The organism is Paraburkholderia hospita (genome assembly GCF_002902965.1).
GTDB lineage: Bacteria > Pseudomonadota > Gammaproteobacteria > Burkholderiales > Burkholderiaceae > Paraburkholderia > Paraburkholderia hospita.
In genome coordinates, this window is record NZ_CP026107.1 from 2249711 (window position 1) to 2262150 (window position 12440).

Genomic DNA, 12440 nt, shown 5'->3' on the forward strand with positions numbered 1-12440 from the left:
TTCAATGGGAATGGGATTGCATCGAGCCGTGCGTGGAAGCGCCCAGCACTTCCGCTTTGGAATCGGCCCGGTTCATATCGATGCCGAGCGTTTCCGGTGCAGTCAGAATTGCGATGAGCGAGATCACGTTGAACGCCACGCATACGGCAACCACGCCCCACGGCGAGCCGTTGCACACCGCGAACAGCCACACGGCGAGCACGGGCATCGGGCCGCCGGCGACGAGATTGGCGCCCGTGTACGCGAGCGCTGAGCCCGAATAGCGCACGTTGGTCGGAAAGGCTTCTGCGAAGGCGACCGGTTGAATGCCGCTTTGGAATTGCGTGAAGCCGAGAAAGAAGCCCATCGCAAGCAGCATCGGCAGGAAGCTCTTCGTGTCGAGAATCTGGAAATAGAAGAAGAGCATTGCCAGCGTCATGCACGATCCGAGCGCGAGCGCCTTGCGTCGTCCGATGCGATCGCTCAGCATGCCGCCCGCAAGCGCGCCGGCGATCGCGCAGACATTCGCGCCCATCAGCAGCAGAAAGCCGGTTTGCTTCGGCACGCCGAGTGTCTTCGTCACATAGCTCAGCGAGAACACCACGATCAGATAGAAGATCGCTGCCGGGCCGCAGAAGAACAGCATCCAGCGCAACACCGTGCGCCAGTGCAGACGCAGCGCATCGCGCAACGGACTGCCCACTTCCACGACTTCCGTCTTGCGCAGCGCTTCGAACGCGGGCGTCTCGCTGACCCGCAGACGGATATACACGCCGACGATCACGAGAATGAAGCTCATCACGAACGGAATGCGCCAGCCGTAGCTGTCGAACGCATCGGTGGACATCGCCGTCGACAGCCCGAGCAATACGCCATTCGCCATGATCTGACTGAGCGGAGAACATAGCCCGAGCAGGCCCGAGTATTTGCCGCGCCGGTCGGAGCTCGCATGCTCGATCGCCATCAGTTGCGCGCCCGTCGATTCGCCGCCCAGCGCAAAGCCCTGCAAGATGCGCAGCAACACGAGCAGCAACGGCGCCCACACGCCGATGCTCGCGTAAGTCGGCAGCAGGCCCATCAGCATCGACGACATGCCCATCACGGACACCGTCGCGAGCATCAGATTGCGGCGGCCGAGCTTGTCGCCCAGATGCCCGCAGATGATGGCGCCCAGCGGCCGCGCCGCGAGGCCGACGCCGAACGTTGCCAGCGACGCCAGCAACGCAGAGGTCGAATCCATCGCGGGAAAGAACAGCTTGGGCAGCACGGTCGCGGCCAGTGCGCCGTATAGCGTGAAGTCGAACCATTCGAGCGCGGTGCCGACGGCGGCCGCCGTGACGGCACGGGTGCGCATCGCCTGTTGCGCGGGTAGATGCGATGGGTTGTTCATGGTGTCTCCTCTCCAAACCTTTGTCGTTTCGGCGGCATATGCCGCGTTGCTCTTTTCTTCGCTCGCGCCGTTGGCGCCGTTGCCACCGTTGCAACTGCGCATGGCGTCGCGAGTTGTTGCACAGATTAACAGCGCGGCTGGGACGCCATTCCAGGGTGGAATTTCATCCCGCATCGTGCAATCATCGCGAGAAATTCATGCAAACAGGAGACACGTACGATGCCCGGCGTGACCGAACGGACCATGGCCGTCCTTGAATTTCTGGCTACGCAAATGGAGGGAACGCCGCTCGCGCTGATCTCGGACCAGTTGGAGATTCCACGCAGCGCCTGTCACCGGCTGCTGGTCGATCTTAAGCAATGCGGCTATGTGCGGCAGCTTCGCGAGCACGGCGACTACGTGCTGACGACGAAGATGGTCGGCCTGGGACTCAGCTACCTGGCGACTTCGGGCATCGTCGACATTGCGCAGACCATGCTGGACCGGCTGGCGGAGGGATCGGGCGAACTGGTGCGGCTCGCCATTGTCGACGGCGACCGGCTGACGTGGGTGGCGAAATCGCAAGGCGCGCTGAAGGGTCTGCGCTACGACCCGGATATGGGCATGGATACGATCCTGTCGTGCAGCGCGACAGGTCACGCGTGGATGATGACGATGACCGACGAGCGCGCGCTCGAACTCGTCACGCGGCAGGGGTTCGGCTCGCCGAAGCAATATGGGCCGAAGGCGCCCACTACGATCGGCGCATTGCTGAAATTCGTGCATGCCGCACGCGACCGCGGCTATGCGACGATCAACGAAGTCTTCGCGCCGGGCATGACGGCGATGGCGGCGCCCGTGCAGCGGCGTGGCTATCCGGCTATCGGCGTGATCAGCATTGCCGGGCCGCTCGTGCGGCTCACGGAAAAGCGCATGGAGACGCTCGGGCCGACGCTGGTTGCTGCTGCCAGCGAATTGGCCGCGGCGAGCCTCGCGTCGCCGCTATTTGCACGCGTGCGATAGCAAGGCGGCCTGCGCGGCGCGGGCGGTTTGGGGTTTTGCCTTTGTGCTCGCGGCTGCGAGGTGGTGGTTTTTGCTGCGCAAGCGGTTTGGGTTCGGTTTTGGTTTGCTGGTGCTTTGCGCTGGCATCCGCGATGCGATGTTTGCTGCGCGGGCCTTTGTGTTGTGCGTTTGCCTTTGCGCTGGCATCCGCGATACGGTGTTTGCTGCGCAGGCCTTTGTGTTGTGCGTTTGCCTTTGCGCCGGCATCCGCGATTTGCCTTCGTGCTTCAAGCGTCGCCCCTGTGCGGGGCGGCACCTACTTTTCTTTGCCGCCGCAAAGAAAAGTAGGCAAAAGAAAGCGGCTAACACCGCCAACATTTCTTCTTGCCTGAGGGCCCCCAAAGGGTCTTACGCTTCACACGGCAACATCCTTGTTTGCGTGTGTTGCCAACGCTATAAATGAGCGCCTCACCCGCTTCAAATACCCGTGCACGGGCTAGCGGCAGCGAATGGTTTGCGCCGCCCAGGTGGCAAACTGTGTGTAGATTGTCGCGTCGTATAGCTTGGCGCTCTTACATGGTGGAACGCGTGCGCTATCGGTTCGGAGTGAGGCGTGTGTGGCGCTACGGCCTACACACAGTTTGCCACCTGGGCGGCCGTGGAATATCTGGCACGGCGTGTTGCGACGCGGACGCGTGAAGCGGGTGAGGCGTCAATTCAGAGCGTTGGCAACGAACATGGGTCACGTGATTGCCGTGTGACGCGTAAGACCCTTTGGGGGCCCTCAGGCAAATACAAGAACTGGCGGTGTGAGCCGCTTTCTTTTGCCTACTTTTCTTTGCGGCGGCAAAGAAAAGTAGGTGCCGCCCCGCACAGGGGCGACGCTTGAAGCACGAAGGCAACACGCGGATGCCAGCAAAAACACAAGCAAACCAAACCGTCCGCGCCACGAAGGCAATACGCGGATGCCAGCGCAAAGGCAAACCAAAACCAAACCGCTTGCGCAGCAAAAAATCACACCACCTCATCCCACTGCGGCGCAAACGCAGGACTCACGAGTCGCTCACCCTTCGGCAACGCAGCAATGACCGCGCGGTCTTCATCGTCAAGTCGCACATCAAGCGACGCCAAGTTCGACGCCTGATTCACCGCCCCGCCCGCCTTCGGCACAGCAGCAACATTCGCCTGCTCGAGCAGCCACCCCAACGCGATCTGCGTCGGCAGCACGCCATGCTTGCGCGCAATATCAACGATTGCAGGAATCTCCGACACACGATTGCGCGCAAGCGGACTATACGCCGTCAGCGCCATCTCATGCTGCCGCGCGAAATCCAGCAGCTTCGACTGCCCGAGCGTCACGTGATACTCGACCTGGATCGCCGCGAGCGGCGCACCGATCGTCTCGACCGCCTCACGCAACAGCGGCAACGGGAAGTTAGCGACACCGATCGCCCGCGCAAGCCCGCGCTCCTTCAGCGCGACGAGGGCATCGATCGAACGGCGCAGATCCATATCCCCCGTGGGCCAGTGAATCAGAAACAGATCCACGTACTCGCTGCGCAGATCACGCAACGAACGCTCGCATGACACGCGCAGCGCCTGCGGTTCGAGCTGATCCCACCAGACCTTGCTGGTCACGTGGATCTGCTCGCGCGGCACCGGCGACGCAGCGAGCGCGGCGCCGACGGCATCCTCGTTCTGATAGCCCGCTGCCGTGTCGATATGCCGATAACCGAGTTCGAGAGCCTGAACGACGGCGCGCGTGCAGTCTTCGCCGACCATCGGCCAGGTGCCGAGGCCGAGCTTCGGCATGTCGAGGCCGTGTCGGTTGACGATGTGTTCCAAGCGTTGTTTCTCCATCATTGATATGGGTGTCAAGATCGTTGAGCGTCGAAACCGAACAGGCGTCGCGGCGTTTCCCACTGAATCTGATGCCGGGTTTCCGCGTCGGGAACGATCTGCTCGAACAGTGTCAGCAGCGGCCCATAGTCGAGCCGCTCCGGCGCGCGCAGGAACGGCCAGTCGGAACCCCACACGCAGCGTTGCGGGCCAAAGGCGCCAAGCAGCGCGTGCGCGTAGGGCCATGCGTCCTCATACGGATACGCGTCGCGCGAGTACTTTTGCCAGCCGGACAGCTTGACGCTCGCGCGCGCGGAATCCGCGAGCCGCAGCAGCGCCTGAAAGCCTGGTTGAGCGACGCCCGCTTCGATGTCGGGCCGACCACCGTGGTCAATCAGGAGTTGCGCTTCCTGCTGCGCGAGCCACGGCGCGAGCGCGACCAGTTGATCGCCGCACACCTGAATCTGCGCAAACATCCCGAGATCGGCCAGCAGTGCAAACAGCGCACCTGCATCGCGTACGAGTTCGACGCCTTCCATCGCCGGATTGAATGCGACGCCAACCACGCCCGCGCGACGCAGCGCGACAAGCTCGCCTCGGCCGATATCGTTATCGACCACTGCGATACCGCGGAAGCGTTCTTCGTAAGTCTCCAATGCGTCGAGCAGGCAACGGTTATCGGTCCGGTAGCCGCTCGTCGGGCCGACCAGCAGCGCATGCCGCACGCCGTATGCGTCCATCACGTGAACGAATTGCGCGGCCGTGCCGATCTCCTGCTGTGCAGGCCGATACGCGGTGTCGTCCCGGTACGGAAAACGAACGGGATCGAAGATATGGCAGTGGCAGTCGATCTTGTCTTCGTCGAATACGCTCATCTCAGGTTCCCCATGCAGGCCGTCATGTTTGCTGCGCGCAGCAGCGCAAAACGCGGCACGGCAATACTAGTGGGTTGCCGTGCCGCTGTCGTATGCCGTGTTTAGGCTACCCTATAACCTTTGGTTAATCCCTGCACGGGACATGGAAGAACGATGCGTTTCAAGCTGCGACAGATGGAAGTGTTCCGCGCGGTGATGCTGACGGGTTCGATCAACGCGGCCGCGAAGATGCTGTATGTCTCGCAGCCCGCCGTCAGCAAACTGGTCGCGCACACCGAGACGACGCTAGGACTTCGGCTCTTCGAGCGCGCAAAGGGCCGGCTCATTCCGACGGCCGAAGCGCAGGCGCTGTATCGCGAGGTCGAGCAGGTCTATCAATCGGCGCTGCGCGTCGACGAATTCGCGCGGGCGCTCGCGCTTGGCCCGGCCAGCCTGCTGCGCGTCGCGTGCAGTCCGTCGCTTGCACCCGGCGTGGTCGCGCCCGCCATCGTCGAACTGAAGCGGCAGTTGCCGGGGCTCAGTGTCGACTGGCATACCACGCTGATGGCCGACTTGCCGCTCGAAGTGCTGAGTAAAACCGTCGACGTCGCAATCACGTCGCTGCCAATCGAGCATGAGCATCTGGAAGCCGTGCCGTTCATGCGCGGTCGAATGGTGTGCGCGTTGCCGCCGGGCCACCCGCTCGCCGCCCGCGAACGGATCGCGCTCGCGGACCTGGAGCATGAGCCGATGATTCTTTTTCGGCGCGATATCCCGTTCGGCACGATCATCGTGCGCGCATGCCAGCAGGCCAATGTCGAACTGACATCCGTGGTCGACGTCACGCGCGCCGATCAGGCGCTCGCACTCGTGCGCGGCGGACTGGGACTGGCGATCGTCGACGAGTTCGCGGCGGGCGATGTCGACTGCATCGTGCGTCCGCTCGTCGAGGATCTTGAGATGGTATCGACGTTCGTCTATTCGAAGTTCTCCCCGCCGTCGCGCAGCGCGACCGTGCTGATGCAGGCCGTCTGCCGGCGCGCCGACGAACTCGGCAGACTAACCCGTTGAGCCTTGAGCTCAATTCCCGAATGGCGTCGTCAGTTCCGTCTCGTTCGTATCCACCACGAAGACGGCGAGTAGCTTCGCCGGCTTCGTCTTGCTCGCATTCGCACTGACGCCGTGACGGTCGCCGGGCAGTTCGGAAAAGTTCTGCCCGGCCTTGTAGACCGTCACAGGTCCGTCATTGACCTGACTGCGGATCGCACCCTCGAGCACGGTCGCATAGATGAACGCGGACTTCGCGTGCGTATGACCGGCCGAATAGCCGCCCGGACCATACTCGACCAGCACGCCCTTGATGCTCTTGCCCGGAACGTTCGGCAGTTCGTGCTGATAGACGAGCGTCACCTTGGCGCTCTTTTCTTTTGGCGTCTGCGCAAGCACGCTGCCGAATGGCAAGCTCGCGATGAGCAGCGAACAGAGGATACGTTTCATGTCACACCTGTTGTTAGTTTGAAGGATGTGCAATCAGGCTTTGCTCTGCGAGCGGCGAAACCATTCGTCGAAACCGATCTTGCCAAGGCGCGCCTCGCCGAGCGGCACGAGCGAAAGATCTCCGACCAGGCCGCCGAAGTAACGGGCCTCCGGGTCGCGCACGACTTCGCGCGGATCGCCGACCGCTTTCAGATAGCGGGCGATGATTTCGTCGAATGGTGCGCGTTCGGGTCCGGCAATATCGATGATGCCGTTGCGCGGCGCGGCAAGAGCAACATCGGCGACGATTGCGGCGACGTCATCGGCCGCGATGGGCTGGAACATGCCAGGTGAGAGCCGGACCGCATTGTCTTGCATGCCTGAATCGGCGATGCCGCCGAGGAATTCGAAGAACTGGGTCGAGCGGACGATCGTGTAGGGAACGCCGGAAGACTCGACCAGCTTCTCCTGCGCGACCTTCGCGCGAAAGTAGCCGTTCTCGGGCGTGCGATCGGTTCCGACGATGGACAGCGCGACATGGTGCCGGACGCCCGCCTCCGCCTCGGCCGTGCGAAGGTTGCGGGCGGAGGTTTCGAAAAATTCCAGCACCGCCTTGTCTTCGAACGAGGGCGAATTGGACAGGTCGATGACCACCTGCGCGCCCGTCAGGCACGCTTTGAGCCCTTCGCCCGTGATGGTGTTGACGCCGCTTCTGGGCGAAGCGGCGACGACATCGTGATCAGCCTGACGCAGGATAGCGGCCGTCTTCGAGCCGATCAGGCCCGTGCCGCCAATGATAACGATCTTCATGAGTCACTCTCCATCGTCGATCGTTGTAGAACGTTCAACCGTTCGAACGCAGCCGCTGGTTCAGTGGCCCGAATTCGGGTTGCACCGGGCCAGATGGCCGCAGCTGGCGGGCGGTGCCCATGCTGAGTGAGCTGGATTGCCCATCGCCATGGTGGTTCCGGATACGCCGCCGTACTCGGTGGTGCTGGACGTGGACGTGGTTGCAGCCGGTTGCGCATTTTTTTGAGCCGGCGTGCCCTGAGCATGCGCCACGCTCGTCAGAGAGAGCGCAACGGCGCACGCTGCCGAAAGGATGATTCGTGTGTTCATGATTTGACTCCTTCAATACGACAGCAGGTTTTGGAACCTGCCGCTGCGTTGGCTTCGCAAAAGCCGGCGCAGCGACAAGCGGTGCTCGACAGGCACTGCTCGCGAGTCCCCTCGCGGCCGGAACGAGCCGTTGCACGGCTGCGCGCCTGGCCTGCTGCCTGGTTTATGGAAAACGGGACGCGGCAAACACCGCGGGTGGCGTTCGAGGTGGCAGATGCACCTGAAGAATCGTCAGGGGGCCGGTAAGCCCCGCGCGCGTAAAGAAAACGCACCATAAAAACATAGACGTTCTTCAGCAAAATAGAAAATCAATTTGTAAGGCGGCGTACTGCGTTTGAATGCATGTCACGCTCGCCGCTTCGCATCGCTATGCCTCGATTTTCACGCTGTCAGTCGATGGGGTTTGCATCGACAGGCTGATGCATGCCAATAGCCATACGATTCCACGCGTTGATGACGGCCACAGCCCACGTCAATTCGACGATTTCCCCGTCGTTAAAGTGCTCGCGCAATGCCTGATATTCGACTTCACGGTCCGCATGGCCATCAGGAAGGCATGTCAAGGATTCGGCCCACGCCAGCGCGGACTGCTCTTTGGCGGTAAAGAAGTGGGTCTCGCGCCACGCCGACAGCACGTTCAGACGCTGCCACGATTCGCCGCCCTTGCGCAGTTCGCGCGCATGCATGTCGAGACAGTAGGCACAGCCGTTGATTTGCGACACGCGCGTCTGCACGAGTTCGATCAGCTTGCTGCCAAGCGACGACTCGGCCAGCGACTGGCTGACGGCATACAGCGACTTGAACTGGACGGGTGAGAGCGTGGTCCACGCGAGACGAGGTGCATTCATGATGAGCTCCGGAAAGTAACGGTTAAGCAATGGAAGAAGCGTTGGATTCGGATGACGCGTGGCGCTGCGGGTTGTCGCGCAGCCACTGCCCCGCCTTTGCCTCGACGAGCGCAAGCGGCTCGTCCGTCGATACGAGGCCAGCCGCATGCATGAACGTGACATCCTTGAGTCCGATCACGCCCAGCACGGCGGACAGATACGGTCGAAAGAAGTCCGGCTGATAGGCAGGCTCGCGGAACATCGCGCCGCCGGCGGTCACGGCAACGAAGGTCGGACGGTCGCGCAACAAGCCGACCTTGCCGTTCGGGCCCGCGGCAAACGTCACGTCGATACGCACCACGTGATCGATCCAGTTCTTGAGCACGGCAGGCACCGTGAAGTTGTGCACGGGCGTCGAGATCCAGAGCATGTCCGCCTGATCCAGTTCACGAATCAGTTCGTCCGATACAGCGAGCGCCTCGCCGAACCGCTCTTTCGCAACGTCACCGGGCAGCACGAGCGATTCCGCGTGCGATTCCGTGATGGGCGGCAGCGGTTGCGTGCCAAGATCGCGCCGCGTGATCTGAATGTCCCGCCCCAGACGCTCGGCCATGGCAGGCAGCAAATGACGGGTGAAGTGCCGGCTCGTTGAGTTGTCGCGCCGGGGGCTGCAATCGAGCAGCAACACCTTGAGGCTGTTCATGCCAGCTCCATGCTGAAGTGAAGGCCGCGGGCAAGCAGGCCGCAGCGGAAATAGAAGCGTTGCGCGAGCGCGTTGGCGAGCGCCGTATCGAGCACGAGACGCTGGCAGTCGTCCGCGCGGCCCAGCGTGCCCAGTTCGGCGAGCAGGCGTTCGCCATGACCATGGCCGCGTCCCGCCTCGTCCGTGATCAGATCGTCGACGTAGATGAAGCGGCCGTGAATCAGGTTGTCGATGCGGCGGTAGCCGGCCAGCGCGACGGCCTTGCCGTTTTCCCAAACGCCTAGCAGGCGATAACCCTGGGCGCGTTGCAGCGCGACACGAGCGAGGAAGTCCTCGGGCGAATTCAATTGGGGACGCAGTTGGTGCATGACGTCGAAACAGGCCATCACATCGGCATCTGTTTCGGCATGTCGGAGGGTCAGTGTGTCAGTCATGATGCCGATCGAGAGGGGTTGGTGTAGGCTTCAGTGTCGTCGTTCGATGACCCAGCCAACAGGGCCATTTTTCCTGCTTCAGACCAGGCCATGACACAGCCAACGGCCCGGGCGAAACCCGGCGCTCCACCCATCCATGAGCAGATCTATGCGCGGTTTCGCGCGATGATCGAGCAGGGACAACTCAGCCCCGGCCAGAAGGTGTCGTCCCTGCGGGCGTTGGCGACTGAACTGGGCGTGGCTCGCGGCACCGTGCAGGTCGCCTACGACCGCCTGCTCGGAGAGGGCTACCTCGTTGCCCGTGGTCCGGCTGGGACATTCGTTTCGGAACACACGGCCCCGGCGCAACCCGCTCGCGCGAAGCAAGCGGCTGTCGTCGCACCCCCGCTGCCGGCAGAGGGCGCACCCGACAACATCATTGAAGTGGATGGCGGCAGTCCCGCACCGTTTCAGATGGGGCTGCCCGCGCTCGACGAATTCCCGAGGAAGCTCTGGGCGGGACTGATGGCGCGGCAGGTTCGCAAGGCGGGATCGCTCACCAAGCCTGCGCCCGCCGGTTACATGCCATTGCGCGAGGCGCTGGCGGCCTATCTGCACCGCTCGCGCGGCATCGACGCGGATGCGGGCCAGGTCTTCATCGTGCCCGCCTATACCGCGAGCCTCGCGTTGACCGTCGACGCACTCGGCCTTGCACGCGAAAGCGCCTGGGTCGAGCATCCGGGCTATCCGCCCACCGCGCAAACGCTGAAACGGCTCGGCCTGCCGGTCTGCGATGTATCCGTGGATCAACACGGCATCAACGTCGCCTTTGGACGCGCGCATTTCCCGAACGCGCGGCTTGCCGTCGTCACGCCGTCGCATCAGAGTCCGACGGGCGTCGCGTTGCCGTTACAGCGTCGCGTCGAACTTCTCGATTGGGCGGGCGAGCGTGACGCGTGGATCGTCGAGGATGACTACGACGGCGAGTACCGGTATCGCGGGCATCCATTGCCCGCGCTGAAAAGCATGGACTCGGGCGGCCGGGTGATCTATTGCGGCACGCTGAGCAAGGTGCTGTTTCCGGGGCTGCGGCTTTCATATGTGGTCGTCGCGCAAAGCCTCGTTCCGCAGTTCGAACTGGCGTGCAGGCGTACCGCGCATGGTGGTTGCCCCGAACTGCTGCAAGCGGCTGTCGCCGAGTTCATCAGTGAAGGCCACTTCTCCCGGCATATCAAGCGAATGCGAACGCTCTACGCCCGACGGCGCGCGCTGCTGGCCGAAGCGCTCGCGCCTTACGCTGCCGAAGGTTTCGTCGTTCATTTGCAGGACGGCGGCATGCATCTTCTCGTCGACGTACGCGACGATCTCGACGATGTCGTGCTGGCCAGTCGCGCCCGCAACGCGGGTTTCGCCGTGCATGCACTCACGACATGGCGCAACGGCGCGCCCGGACGGCGCGGCCTGTTGATGGGATTCACGAACGTTCGCGATCGCGACGAAGCTGAACGGCTGGTTGCGGAACTGATTCGCTCGTTCGAATTGCAGGCGGGTTAGCGGCGTAGTTCTCCTTGTTGAGGCATTTCTCCGACATGCCCGATTCACACTAAATAGTTCGCTTTCCGAATTACCTAAGTAATCAATTTTTTCACGAAGCGACACTCTGTACGGGTGAATGCCCGAGTTAGCGGGTTCAACTCATCACGGCCCCAAATTCGAGACCGTCTGGATTGATGTTCCGGATGCAACACCATGCTCCCCTCCGCGAGTCTTCTGCGCGCCGTTGCTTCCCCCTACGATTCACCCTGCGCAGAAAGAACACGCGTCGAATCGCGCTCCGATGCAACGAAAAAAGCCGCCACTACTCACCGAAACGAATGACAACGCTACGCCCACCGCCATTGACGCTACTCGACAAGTACTCCGGACATGAGCCTCAGATCCTGTATTCGACCACGGTCACCGTCACGGGCGGCGGCGCGAGTCATGGACGCGCGTCGGGTATCGCACGCTCGGACGACGGGCAACTCGCCGTCGAACTACGCATGCCCAAAGCGCTCGGCGGACCCGGTGGAGGAACCAATCCGGAGCAGCTGTTCGCCGCGGGGTATGCAGCCTGTTTTCACGGCGCACTCAGTCTGTTGGCGGCCCGCTCTGCGGTTCGCATTCACGACGCGTCAGTCGATGTCACCGTCGACTTCGGCCGGGACCCGATCGATGGTCTGTTCGTGCTGAGCGCGCATACGCGCGTCCATTTGCCGGGCGTCGATCGCGCCGTCGCCGAAGAGCTGGTTCGCAAAACCGAGCGGTTTTGCCCGTACACGAAGATGGCAAGGCAAGGCATCGTGAATGTCGTCGCGCTCGTCGTGGCTGGCGAGACGAGCGAGTCGTGACGCAGTTCGCCACATCGTAGAGAGGTTGGAAATGAACAGAATCGATCCATGGTTCCAGATTGTCAGCGGGTTGCACGGTCGCGGCCGATTTGCCGCACAGCAAAATCCCGCGTCCGCAGGGCGCGGGCCGCGCGAACGCTGCAGTCCGATGATCACCGCGATGGCCAATGCTTCGTCGATCCGCCGCATCGAGTGGCAGACCACCTGCACGATTCTGGTTACGTGGAGCGATTCGACGCTGGGCAGGTTCGAAGATCAGACATGGCGCGCAGGCTTTGCGCGCACTTCAGGCATTTGCGGTCTGACGGGTGTCCCCGTTCGTCGCGGCGACCCGGTGTTCCGGCCGTTACAGCGAGCCGGCGTGCTGCCGAGAAACGCGTTCGACATGATTCGGGCTGACACGCTAGGGGCACCGACGAGCTATAGGTCGAATGGGTAGTGCATTTAGAGCAAGGCATTAAAACAAGGG

General features: G+C 62.5%; 14 protein-coding genes. 5 read left to right on the forward strand and 9 right to left on the reverse strand.

Going from position 1 to position 12440, the window contains the following annotated elements:
- Position 1: 1 nt before the first annotated feature.
- The gene (locus tag C2L64_RS43500; RefSeq protein WP_039899986.1) at positions 2-1369 is read right to left on the reverse strand and encodes an MFS transporter; all 1368 of its coding nucleotides are present in this window, start codon (positions 1367-1369) and stop codon (positions 2-4) included.
- Positions 1370-1588: 219 nt separating this feature from the next.
- Between C2L64_RS43500 and C2L64_RS43505 the strand changes: the two genes are divergently transcribed.
- Positions 1589-2371, forward strand: coding sequence for an IclR family transcriptional regulator (locus tag C2L64_RS43505; RefSeq protein WP_007578573.1), 783 nt, complete (start codon positions 1589-1591; stop codon positions 2369-2371).
- Positions 2372-3364: 993 nt separating this feature from the next.
- On the opposite strand, the gene C2L64_RS43510 is transcribed toward C2L64_RS43505, so the two are convergent.
- Together C2L64_RS43510 and C2L64_RS43515 are read right to left on the reverse strand one after the other, a co-directional pair.
- Positions 3365-4195 (reverse strand): aldo/keto reductase, encoded by an 831-nt coding sequence (locus tag C2L64_RS43510; RefSeq protein ID WP_009771518.1) that lies wholly within the window; start codon positions 4193-4195, stop codon positions 3365-3367.
- A 29-nt stretch (positions 4196-4224) separates the two neighbouring features.
- Positions 4225-5064 (reverse strand): amidohydrolase family protein, encoded by an 840-nt coding sequence (locus C2L64_RS43515; RefSeq protein WP_009771517.1) that lies wholly within the window; start codon positions 5062-5064, stop codon positions 4225-4227.
- 153 nt (positions 5065-5217) lie between these two features.
- Between C2L64_RS43515 and C2L64_RS43520 the strand changes: the two genes are divergently transcribed.
- Positions 5218-6114, forward strand: coding sequence for a LysR family transcriptional regulator (locus C2L64_RS43520; protein WP_009771516.1), 897 nt, complete (start codon positions 5218-5220; stop codon positions 6112-6114).
- A gap of 9 nt (positions 6115-6123) precedes the next feature.
- On the opposite strand, the gene C2L64_RS43525 is transcribed toward C2L64_RS43520, so the two are convergent.
- The 6 genes from C2L64_RS43525 to C2L64_RS43545 all read right to left on the reverse strand — a co-directional run bounded on the left by C2L64_RS43525 (position 6124) and on the right by C2L64_RS43545 (position 9602).
- On the reverse strand, positions 6124-6540 hold the full coding sequence (locus tag C2L64_RS43525; protein WP_007748540.1) for a cupin domain-containing protein: 417 nt from the start codon (positions 6538-6540) through the stop codon (positions 6124-6126).
- A gap of 33 nt (positions 6541-6573) precedes the next feature.
- Entirely contained in the window at positions 6574-7329 is a 756-nt protein-coding gene (locus C2L64_RS43530; RefSeq protein WP_007748538.1) for an SDR family oxidoreductase, read from the reverse strand.
- A gap of 60 nt (positions 7330-7389) precedes the next feature.
- On the reverse strand, positions 7390-7638 hold the full coding sequence (locus C2L64_RS53675; protein WP_007748536.1) for a hypothetical protein: 249 nt from the start codon (positions 7636-7638) through the stop codon (positions 7390-7392).
- Positions 7639-8027: 389 nt separating this feature from the next.
- Positions 8028-8486 (reverse strand): carboxymuconolactone decarboxylase family protein, encoded by a 459-nt coding sequence (locus C2L64_RS43535; protein WP_009771515.1) that lies wholly within the window; start codon positions 8484-8486, stop codon positions 8028-8030.
- 22 nt (positions 8487-8508) lie between these two features.
- Positions 8509-9168, reverse strand: a complete 660-nt coding sequence (locus C2L64_RS43540) for an FMN-dependent NADH-azoreductase (RefSeq protein ID WP_009771514.1) — start codon at positions 9166-9168, stop codon at positions 8509-8511.
- Positions 9165-9602: a GNAT family N-acetyltransferase gene (locus C2L64_RS43545; RefSeq protein WP_007748519.1), complete on the reverse strand. Its 438-nt coding sequence runs from the start codon at positions 9600-9602 to the stop codon at positions 9165-9167. Before C2L64_RS43545 ends, C2L64_RS43540 begins: the two co-directional genes overlap by 4 nt.
- A gap of 90 nt (positions 9603-9692) precedes the next feature.
- Between C2L64_RS43545 and pdxR the strand changes: the two genes are divergently transcribed.
- From pdxR to C2L64_RS43560, 3 genes are all read left to right on the forward strand, one after another.
- A complete protein-coding gene (gene pdxR, locus C2L64_RS43550) occupies positions 9693-11135 on the forward strand; it encodes a MocR-like pyridoxine biosynthesis transcription factor PdxR (RefSeq protein ID WP_039903002.1) in 1443 nt (480 codons plus the stop codon).
- 320 nt (positions 11136-11455) lie between these two features.
- On the forward strand, positions 11456-11971 hold the full coding sequence (locus C2L64_RS43555) for an Ohr family peroxiredoxin (RefSeq protein WP_007748517.1): 516 nt from the start codon (positions 11456-11458) through the stop codon (positions 11969-11971).
- Positions 11972-12002: 31 nt separating this feature from the next.
- Positions 12003-12410: a DUF3331 domain-containing protein gene (locus C2L64_RS43560; RefSeq protein WP_009771510.1), complete on the forward strand. Its 408-nt coding sequence runs from the start codon at positions 12003-12005 to the stop codon at positions 12408-12410.
- Positions 12411-12440: the final 30 nt, after the last annotated feature.

What these genes read in the sequence shown, in the direction of transcription:
- C2L64_RS43515 (WP_009771517.1), bottom strand. Translation starts at nt 5,064, where the DNA reads ATGAGCGTATTCGACGAAGACAAGATCGACTGCCACTGCCATATCTTC.
- pdxR (WP_039903002.1), top strand. Translation starts at nt 9,693, where the DNA reads ATGACACAGCCAACGGCCCGGGCGAAACCCGGCGCTCCACCCATCCAT.
- C2L64_RS43545 (WP_007748519.1), bottom strand. Translation starts at nt 9,602, where the DNA reads ATGACTGACACACTGACCCTCCGACATGCCGAAACAGATGCCGATGTG.
- C2L64_RS43505 (WP_007578573.1), top strand. Translation starts at nt 1,589, where the DNA reads ATGCCCGGCGTGACCGAACGGACCATGGCCGTCCTTGAATTTCTGGCT.
- C2L64_RS53675 (WP_007748536.1), bottom strand. Translation starts at nt 7,638, where the DNA reads ATGAACACACGAATCATCCTTTCGGCAGCGTGCGCCGTTGCGCTCTCT.
- C2L64_RS43525 (WP_007748540.1), bottom strand. Translation starts at nt 6,540, where the DNA reads ATGAAACGTATCCTCTGTTCGCTGCTCATCGCGAGCTTGCCATTCGGC.
- C2L64_RS43530 (WP_007748538.1), bottom strand. Translation starts at nt 7,329, where the DNA reads ATGAAGATCGTTATCATTGGCGGCACGGGCCTGATCGGCTCGAAGACG.
- C2L64_RS43555 (WP_007748517.1), top strand. Translation starts at nt 11,456, where the DNA reads ATGACAACGCTACGCCCACCGCCATTGACGCTACTCGACAAGTACTCC.
- C2L64_RS43560 (WP_009771510.1), top strand. Translation starts at nt 12,003, where the DNA reads ATGAACAGAATCGATCCATGGTTCCAGATTGTCAGCGGGTTGCACGGT.
- C2L64_RS43535 (WP_009771515.1), bottom strand. Translation starts at nt 8,486, where the DNA reads ATGAATGCACCTCGTCTCGCGTGGACCACGCTCTCACCCGTCCAGTTC.
- C2L64_RS43520 (WP_009771516.1), top strand. Translation starts at nt 5,218, where the DNA reads ATGCGTTTCAAGCTGCGACAGATGGAAGTGTTCCGCGCGGTGATGCTG.
- C2L64_RS43540 (WP_009771514.1), bottom strand. Translation starts at nt 9,168, where the DNA reads ATGAACAGCCTCAAGGTGTTGCTGCTCGATTGCAGCCCCCGGCGCGAC.
- C2L64_RS43500 (WP_039899986.1), bottom strand. Translation starts at nt 1,369, where the DNA reads ATGAACAACCCATCGCATCTACCCGCGCAACAGGCGATGCGCACCCGT.